Raw genomic sequence first — 7,649 nt, 5'->3', positions numbered from 1 at the left:
TGGGGCGTTCTCGCGTTCCTGGGGATGCTGGCCGTGGTCGCCGGCGCCCTACCCACCCTGCTCGGGGCGCTCGGCAGCGTGGTGGGAGTGCTGCTCGGCCCGGTGGGCCTGCTCGGCGCACGGAACATCGCCCGCAGTCCGCGCCGCACCGCCGCCACCTCGGCGGCCGTCCTGGTGGGCGTGACTCTCACCGCGACGATGGTGACCGGCATCGCCCTGCTCGGACCGGCGATCCAGGCCAGGCTCGTCGACCGCGTCCCGCTCGACATCGCCGTGACCGCATCGAGCGGCGACACCCTGCCCGAGGCACTGCCGGGGACGCTGGCGGAGCTCCCGGGCGTGGACGAGTCCCTGGTCGTCACCGACATGTATGCGGAGGGTCCCGGGGGAAAGCGCACGGTCCTCAGGGTCGCCGAGCCGGAGCGGGTCGACGACGTGATGCGCCGCGACGTCGTGTTGCCCGGGCCCGGGGAGATCGTGCTCCCGGAGTCCTCCCCCGTGGCCGCCGGTGCCCGCGACGGCGAGACCGTCCGGTTCACCTTCTTTTCCGACGACGACGGTCGGGACCTGGTCGTGCGTCGAACGAGCGATCAGTGGGCCCTGGCCGCGCCCGGGAGCGTGCCGGCCTGGCCCGTGGCGCAGTTGCCCGACGGGTCCCCGTGGCCGGAGGGCGTGGAGGTGCCCACCCAGTTCGTCCCACGCACCGAGGTCTGGCTGCGCATGGATGACTCTCTGGCCGGTCAGCAACTCGAGTCGGCACTGCAGGGCGTGCGTTCCGCCGTCGTGGACGCCGCGCCCGATGCGGCCGTCACCGAGAGCTTCGCCTCCCGCGAGCAGATCGCCACCTCTGTCCGGACCGTCCTCACCTCCAGCTCGTTGTTGCTGGCGGTGGCGGTCGCACTGGCCCTGGTGGGGGTCGTCAACACGCTCACGCTGGCGGTCCGGGAACGGACCCGGGAGATCACCCTGCTCAGAGGTGTCGGGGTCACCCGCCTCGGCGTGTGGATCATGCTTGTCCTCGAGACCGCGTTGGTGGCCGCCTGTGCCGCAGCCCTGGGCGTGCTGCTGGGGGCGGCCTTCGGCACGGCCGGGGCGGCCGCGCTCACGGGGACCGGTTCCGGCGCGGGAGGAATCTTCAGTGACCTCGGTGGGGTCGGTAACGATGGTGTACCCGTGGCCGATCTGGTGAGGGTGGGGTTCGGGGGCGTCCTCGCGGCTGTCCTCGCCGCCGCCGTCGCCTCCGTCGGGGCGGTCCGATCCCGGGTCGGGTCGGACTAGATGGTCGCGCTTCCCGACCGTCCTCCGGGGTGAAAAAGACTCCACCCCGTCCGTCCGGTAGCCATCCTTTGGCAGAACTGAGACACTATCGTTATGAGAACTCGGGTGCTCCTCGCGGCCGGCGCAACAGCGCTGGTGGCCGCGTCCTGCGCGCAGCCGGAGCCACAGGTGCTCTCCGAGGCTCCGCGCTCTGCGTCCGCGACGGAGATCACGTCGCCGACCACCACCGAGCGTGACGAGCAGCTCGGGAAGTTCATCGCGCGATGCGCGACGGAGGCCGACGGCGGGACGCCCGGCCTCACCATCTTCACCGACGGATCGCAGAACGTCACCGATCACTGCCTGAGCAGGTACTACATCGGGGTCCAGCCCGCTCCCGGGGCACTGTACGTACCCGACGAGGAGGCCGGTACCTACGCGCCTCCCAGCGAGACCGCACCCGTCGAGACGACGGGCGAACAGTGGACGCCCGCCCAGCCGCGAACCGATATCGGGTTCGAGGATGATCAGGAGCTCCTCGGCGACGGGGAGACGACCGAGAATCCGGATGAGCCGGGCACCGAGGATCCCGACACGGACGATCCGGATTCCCCGACGAGCCCGACCGACGGGACGTCGCCCACCTCGCCCACGACGCCGCCCACGACCGAGCCGGGCGGTACCGAGCCCGTCGTGACGGATCCGACCACTCCCTGGACCAGCACTCCCGGCACCACCGAACCCGGCGACACCACCCCCACGGGGACCGGCTCGTCCGAGCAGCCGACGACGGTGCCCACCGTGACCGAGGCGCCGCAGGAACCGCAGCCGGGCCCGCTGACATCCGTGATGTCCGCCGCCCCGTCGGGGTCGGTCGGCCCCACCGGGTCGCAGACCCCCACCGAGTCGGGGACGTCAGTGGGGCTCCCCGCATTCCGCTGGCCCGGGTCGTTCTGGCCGGGCGGCCCGCAGGGCTGACCTTCCGAGGGCATGCCCTCCGACCGGGTGTGAACTCCGGCCGGGCATGAACTCCGGCCGGGCGTGAACTCCGGCCGGACACCGCGCGCCGGCCTGGTGCGACGAGCGTCAGGCCTCGTTCATCCGACGGCGCAGGTCCTCGCGCTTCTCCCGTCGTCCGGCGTCGACCGCCGCGATATCGGAGTTGATCTGCGCGCGCATCCGGCTGAACAGCACCATCGACAGGGGCAACGCGATCAACACAGAGATGATCGCGGCGACGAGCACGGGGACCTGCACACCCGCCAGGCTGCCGATCCCGATGATGAGCAGCGTCAACGCCACCACCAGCAGAAGTCGGACGACGGTGTAGACGACCATGTTGCGGGCCAGTCGCGCGCCGGGCGCGGACCCCTCCGGTCTGGCCGCCGGGCTGGCCGTCCCCTCCGCGGGGTGTGTTGTCTCGTCTCGCTCGCTCATGGTCCCCAGGATACGTATCGTGGTGGGAAGGAGGTTCGAGTGATCTGGCTGTTCGCACTCATCGGAGTGGTGACCGTGGCGATCCTGCTGTGGCGGGCCTTCGGGCCCGGGTCACGGCCGGCTCCCCCACGGGTGATCGCCCCGGACGACGACCCTGATTTCCTACGGGATCTGGACCGTCGCAAACCGCTGGACCCCTGACGTCGGCAGCGCACGGGTCCCGGCGCAGCCCTGCCCGATGCAGCCCTGCCCGGACAGGTCTCGTCGGCCGGGTCAGTTGCGTGACAGCAGGCGGACGATGGAGTCCACGGCGTCGCTGATCTGCGCCCCCGTGCGGTCGAACACCTCCGGCTCCCGGCCGATCGGATCCTCCACGTCGAGCGCGGGATCGTCGGTGTCGATACCCAACCTCGCCCGCGACAGACCTGCGAGCGTGACGGACTCGTCGGAGTCGGCGAGCCGGGCGGCCTCCAGGATCGTGTAGGTCTTCTTCCACAGCAACGGCGCCAGTTCCTGCACGGCATCGCGGTGCGCCCGGGTCGCGGTGAGGACGAGGTCGCGTCCTGTCAGCAGCCGGGCTGTGAGCAGTCGCGACGCGAAGCCCCCGCCGTCTCCCCCGTACCCCTGCAGCACCCGCAGGGTCTCGCGGTGGATCTCGACGCCATTGGCCGCCCGCGTCCCCGCGGAGTCGACCGACACATCGAGTCCGGCTGCCGCGGTTCGCGCGGCCAACAGACGCTCGGCCAGCGGCGACCGACACATGTTGCCCGTACACACCGTCATCACCGAGATCGCCATGGCGACGATCCTAGTGCGCGCTGCGCGTCACTCCCCGCGCCACTGCGGGGCGCGCTTCTCGAGGAACGCGGACATGCCCTCCTGGGCGTCGCAGGTGACGGCGTTGGTGGCCATGGTCTCGGCCATCTCGCGGTACGCCTCGTCCTGGGGCAGATCGATCTGCCTGTAGAAGGCCTGCTTGCCGATCTCCAACGTCAGCGGGCTGGAGTCGGCGATCTGCAGCGCCAGCTCATCGACCCGAAAACGCAGGTGGCCCTCGGGCACCGCCTCGTTGACCAGCCCCCAGTCCACCGCGGTGGCGGCGTCGATCGTCTCACCGGTCAACAGCATCTGCATGGCCCGCTTACGGCCGATGGAGCGGGAGACCGCCACCATGGGGGTCGAGCAGAACAGGCCGATCTTCACGCCCGGGGTGCCGAAACGCGCGGTGTCGACCGCCACGGCCAGATCGCAGGTGGCGACGAGCTGACAGCCGGCGGCGATCGCGTGGCCCTGCACCTCGGCGATGACCGGCTGCCGGATCGCCTGGATGGTCTCCATGAGCTGCACGCACGTGGTGAAGACCTCGCGCTCCTGCGTGAGGGTGCGGTCGACCATTTCACCGATCTCGTGCCCGGCGGACAGTGCGGGGCCGGACCCGGTGAGCACGACGACCCCACAGTCCGGGTCGTCACCGAGGTCGCGGATCGCCGCCGTCGCCTCCCGCATCATCTGCAGGGAGAGCGGGTTGCGACGCTCGGGCCGATCGAGTGTGACGCGGGCGATCGGGCCGCTGCGCTCGACGAGGACGAAGGGGGTGCTCATGGGGCCTCCGGAGGGGATGAGGGGCTAGCCTCCCCTGGTTCTACCCCGCGGCGCCCGTCGACGGGCCGGGACGGGGCCGGGGCGCCCCCACCGGGGCGTGGCGAGGGGCGTGGCGCTCCCCTCTGGTCACCCCGGGCCCCGGGCCGGGCCCGGCTCGGACCGGACCGGACCGGGTCAGTTCGCGGCGGCCTCGTGCGTGCCGTCGCACCACTGCTCGGCGGGGACGGTGTCCTTGACCTGGTCGACATGCTGACCGCAGCCGTCCCACGTGGTCTTGCCGCAGACGGGGCAGGTGACGGGGTAACACATAAGAATCTCCTCAGATCCGACATCATACCCTAGGGGGTATACCCGTAAGGGTATGTCAGTTCTCGTCCGGCCGCCACTCGGCGTCGACCCTGGGTGTGGCCTCACGCAGTCGTTCGACGTGGGCCCGGCACTCCTCCCACTGCGGGAGCCGGCCCGCAGCGGCGACGTCGAGCAGGCTCGGGGCGTCGCGGTCGCGCTCGCTCATGACGTGCTCGATCGAGGTGCCGTCGAGGGCCGATCCGGGCCAGTCGATCGCGATCTTGGGATCGAAGGCGTCGATGACGTGCTCGGCCCCGGGCCGCCAGCCCTCCGAACAGAAGTACATCACCGTGGATTGCGGCTCGAGGGCCAGGAAACCGTGCGCCACGCCCTCGGGGATGTAGATCGCCCGCTGCTCCACGGAGTCCAGGATGACCCCGGCCCACTCACCGAAGGTCGGCGAGCCCACGCGGACGTCCACGACCACGTCGAACACCGTGCCGGACGGGCACAGCACGTACTTGGCCTGACCGGGCGGGACCTCGGCGAAGTGCAGGCCGCGCAGGACCCCCTCCCCCGAGACCGACACGTTGACCTGCGCGAGATCGAAACGGTGGCCGGTCATCCGACGGAAGGTCTCGTCGGTGAACGCCTCGTGGAACACCCCGCGGTCGTCAGAGATCTGCCGGGGGGTGATCTCCCACGCCCCCGACACGCTGAGCTCGCGTAGCTGCACTCCGGTCCCGCCTTCCCGTTGTCTATCGATCCCGGTCGCCCCCGGCGCCCGGGTGACGACCACCCTAGCCGCGCATCGCGTCCACGATCTGCGCTGCCGTCCACTCGCCGATCAGCAGGCAGCCCATGGCGTCGTCGTGGACGGAGGCGTCCTCGTCCCAGCCGGTGACGACGAACTGGAAGATGTAGGTGGCCTCGTCGTCGCTCCATCCCACGATCAGACTCGAGGTCGCCATCCGGCCCGGCTCGGCCGTGTACATGCCCCGCAGGTAGCGGTAGACGCTGCGGACGGCGCCGGCGGACTCGTCCCCTTCACCGGCGACCTGCTCGAGCAGAGTCCAGTCGGGCAGTGCGTCGGCGGTGGCGACGATCATCTCGACCGCCTGCTCGGTGTCCATCGCGGGCGCGACACGGGCGCAGGTGGCCACCGCGTTGGGTGAGAACCCGTCACGGTGCGCACCCGGGTCCACGTAGATCACCGCGGACGGCTCGGGCGATTCGATGCGCTGCCACGGCGGGCTGTCCACCCAGGTCAGCGGCTGTGCGGCCACGGCCATCGGTGGGCTCGCCTCGAGAATGCGACCGGTCGACGCGCAGTACTCCTGGATAGAGGTCATGTCCGGGTCCCCGCGCCCCGTCAGCCCTGTAGTCCCGCGCCGACGATGTGCGCGCCACCGTCGACGACGAGGGTCTGCCCGGTCATCCAGTGCGCGTCATCGGACAGCAGGAAAGCCACGGGACCGGCGATGTCGTCGGGCACCCCCAGTCGCCCGGCCGGCAGCGCCGCGGACATGGCCTCCTCGCGGCCGGAATACAGCGCCTCGGCGAACCTGGTCTTGACCACGCCCGGGGCGACGGCGTTGACGCGCACGGCGGGTCCGACCTCTACGGCGAGCTCCTGGGTCAGCCGCATGACCAACGCCTTGGTGGCGCCGTACCAGCCGATCCCCGGCGACGGTGCCAGGCCGGCGATGGAGGCGATGTTGACGACGGCGCCGCCGCGCTCGCCGAGGCCCGAGTGGTAGACCTTCTGCGTCCAGGACAGGGTGCCGAGGGCGTTGACCTCAGTGATCTTGCGGGCCGCGGCCAGGTCGATGTCCACCGTGCGGCCGAATGCCGGGTTGATCCCGGTGTTGTTGACCAGCAGGTCGATGGGCCCGAACGACTCTTCGGCCCGGGCCACGACCTCACGCTGGTGGTCCTCGTCGTCGCTCTTGCCCGCCACCGCCAGCACCCGCTCCGGTGTGCCGAGATCGGCGACGGCGTCGTCGAGCCCCTCCTGGCCGCGCGCCGTGATGACCACCGACGCGCCTTCCGCGAGCAGGCGACGGGCGATGCCCAGGCCGATCCCGCGGCTCGCGCCGGTGACGAGCGCGGTGCGGCCGGCGAAGCGGTCCGGGACGACGGGGCCGGTCCGGGGGGCGGGCAGGGGGGTAGCGGTCACAGCCGTCTCCTTGCGAGGGTCGGAATGCGTCTGGCGTGCGTCGCCCAGCCTAGAGGCCATGTCGGTGTGCCAGGCCGCGCCGGGGCCTCACGGCATCTCCTCAGCGGACCCTCCGGCTTTCCTTCACTACGGCGCCGCCGGGCGCTAGAGTTCGTGACAGGTCCCATCCGGCCGCCCCCTCGGGCGGCTCCACTACCCCGGGGTGTGTGCATGTCACCACTAATTCCACGCGCTGGCGCGGACTCACCCGTGTGCTCGATCCTCGATATCCCGGGCCCGCGGTGGTTCACGGCGAGCGATCCCATCTGGCGGGTCCACGGCGACGTGTCCACCCCGATCGGCATCACGACCGGTCTGCTCATGCTCGCCGCCGACCCCGCCTACTCCGCCGGGATGATCGCGTGCGGTGCGGACGCCGAGCCGTGGACGATGGACGACTACCTGCACGACCTCGTGGAGATCTCGACGTTCGGCACGGTCGACGACGCCATGGTGACCATCGAGCACGCCCGCCGTGACCACAATTCGTTCTCCGGCACCACCGAGTACGGCGACTACTTCTACGGCTCCGACCCCGGGCTGATCGAGTGGTCGCAGGCCGCCATGACGTGGGCCCTGCTCGTCGCCTTCCAGCGCTTCTCGGGGCGTCCCCTGTCCCCCGCCGAATCCGACCGGTACGTCTACCAGTGGGCGGGCCTCGCGCGGCTCCACGGTGCCCGCAGTTTCCCCTCGACCGTCCGCGAACTCGAGCAGCTCCTGCGCAGGTCCCGCGGCCGCGCCCGGCCCACCGATGCCGGTCGCCGCGCCGCGAGGAAGCTCCGGGAGGACGCCCGCGCCTGCCCCGGGGTCACGGAGAACTCGGTGATCGCGCACCGGTCGTGCACGA

11 protein-coding genes are annotated in these 7,649 nt (G+C 71.1%); 4 read left to right on the top strand and 7 right to left on the bottom strand.

The annotated features are described in order from the left end of the window. Together G6024_RS04160 and G6024_RS04155 are read left to right on the top strand one after the other, a co-directional pair. The coding region (locus tag G6024_RS04160) for an FtsX-like permease family protein (protein ID WP_338122129.1) at positions 1 to 1,278 on the top strand (1,278 nt) is incomplete at its 5' end. A gap of 93 nt (positions 1,279 to 1,371) precedes the next feature. After that, complete coding sequence (locus G6024_RS04155; RefSeq protein ID WP_194307242.1) at positions 1,372 to 2,235, top strand: hypothetical protein; 864 nt, start codon at positions 1,372 to 1,374, stop codon at positions 2,233 to 2,235. A gap of 108 nt (positions 2,236 to 2,343) precedes the next feature. On the opposite strand, the gene G6024_RS04150 is transcribed toward G6024_RS04155, so the two are convergent. Next, entirely contained in the window at positions 2,344 to 2,694 is a 351-nt protein-coding gene (locus G6024_RS04150; RefSeq protein ID WP_083249822.1) for a DUF4229 domain-containing protein, read from the bottom strand. Positions 2,695 to 2,733: 39 nt separating this feature from the next. Here G6024_RS04150 and G6024_RS04145 point away from each other — a divergent pair, with 39 nt between their 5' ends. Further along, complete coding sequence (locus G6024_RS04145) at positions 2,734 to 2,895, top strand: hypothetical protein (RefSeq protein WP_167457827.1); 162 nt, start codon at positions 2,734 to 2,736, stop codon at positions 2,893 to 2,895. A gap of 72 nt (positions 2,896 to 2,967) precedes the next feature. Here G6024_RS04145 and G6024_RS04140 read toward each other — a convergent pair whose 3' ends face one another. From G6024_RS04140 to G6024_RS04120, 6 genes are all read right to left on the bottom strand, one after another. Further along, on the bottom strand, positions 2,968 to 3,492 hold the full coding sequence (locus tag G6024_RS04140; protein ID WP_069390182.1) for an arsenate reductase/protein-tyrosine-phosphatase family protein: 525 nt from the start codon (positions 3,490 to 3,492) through the stop codon (positions 2,968 to 2,970). A gap of 27 nt (positions 3,493 to 3,519) precedes the next feature. Next, entirely contained in the window at positions 3,520 to 4,296 is a 777-nt protein-coding gene (locus G6024_RS04135; protein WP_069390183.1) for an enoyl-CoA hydratase, read from the bottom strand. A 174-nt stretch (positions 4,297 to 4,470) separates the two neighbouring features. Continuing rightward, positions 4,471 to 4,605, bottom strand: a complete 135-nt coding sequence (locus G6024_RS16875) for a DUF8730 family Cys-rich protein (protein ID WP_256385633.1) — start codon at positions 4,603 to 4,605, stop codon at positions 4,471 to 4,473. Between the two features lie 55 nt (positions 4,606 to 4,660). Further along, entirely contained in the window at positions 4,661 to 5,320 is a 660-nt protein-coding gene (rfbC, locus tag G6024_RS04130; protein ID WP_096906977.1) for a dTDP-4-dehydrorhamnose 3,5-epimerase, read from the bottom strand. A gap of 64 nt (positions 5,321 to 5,384) precedes the next feature. After that, the gene (locus tag G6024_RS04125; RefSeq protein WP_067716929.1) at positions 5,385 to 5,936 is read right to left on the bottom strand and encodes an LpqN/LpqT family lipoprotein; all 552 of its coding nucleotides are present in this window, start codon (positions 5,934 to 5,936) and stop codon (positions 5,385 to 5,387) included. A 20-nt stretch (positions 5,937 to 5,956) separates the two neighbouring features. Then, positions 5,957 to 6,763 carry an SDR family oxidoreductase gene (locus tag G6024_RS04120; protein WP_082923945.1) on the bottom strand — a complete coding sequence of 269 codons (807 nt, stop codon included), beginning with the start codon at positions 6,761 to 6,763 and terminating at the stop codon, positions 5,957 to 5,959. A 249-nt stretch (positions 6,764 to 7,012) separates the two neighbouring features. On the opposite strand from G6024_RS04120, the gene G6024_RS04115 reads away from it, so the two are divergent. Beyond that, the coding region (locus G6024_RS04115; protein ID WP_159148135.1) for an oxygenase MpaB family protein at positions 7,013 to 7,649 on the top strand (637 nt) is incomplete at its 3' end.

This window comes from Dietzia maris, from assembly GCF_014144855.1.
GTDB lineage: Bacteria > Actinomycetota > Actinomycetes > Mycobacteriales > Mycobacteriaceae > Dietzia > Dietzia kunjamensis.
This window is presented reverse-complemented; position numbering and strand designations above follow the sequence as displayed.

Excerpts from the sequence above, each read along its gene's own strand:
- G6024_RS04155 (WP_194307242.1), top strand. The coding sequence starts at position 1,372 with ATGAGAACTCGGGTGCTCCTCGCGGCCGGCGCAACAGCGCTGGTGGCC.
- G6024_RS04150 (WP_083249822.1), bottom strand. The coding sequence starts at position 2,694 with ATGAGCGAGCGAGACGAGACAACACACCCCGCGGAGGGGACGGCCAGC.
- G6024_RS04140 (WP_069390182.1), bottom strand. The coding sequence starts at position 3,492 with ATGGCGATCTCGGTGATGACGGTGTGTACGGGCAACATGTGTCGGTCG.
- G6024_RS04135 (WP_069390183.1), bottom strand. The coding sequence starts at position 4,296 with ATGAGCACCCCCTTCGTCCTCGTCGAGCGCAGCGGCCCGATCGCCCGC.
- G6024_RS16875 (WP_256385633.1), bottom strand. The coding sequence starts at position 4,605 with ATGTGTTACCCCGTCACCTGCCCCGTCTGCGGCAAGACCACGTGGGAC.
- G6024_RS04125 (WP_067716929.1), bottom strand. The coding sequence starts at position 5,936 with ATGACCTCTATCCAGGAGTACTGCGCGTCGACCGGTCGCATTCTCGAG.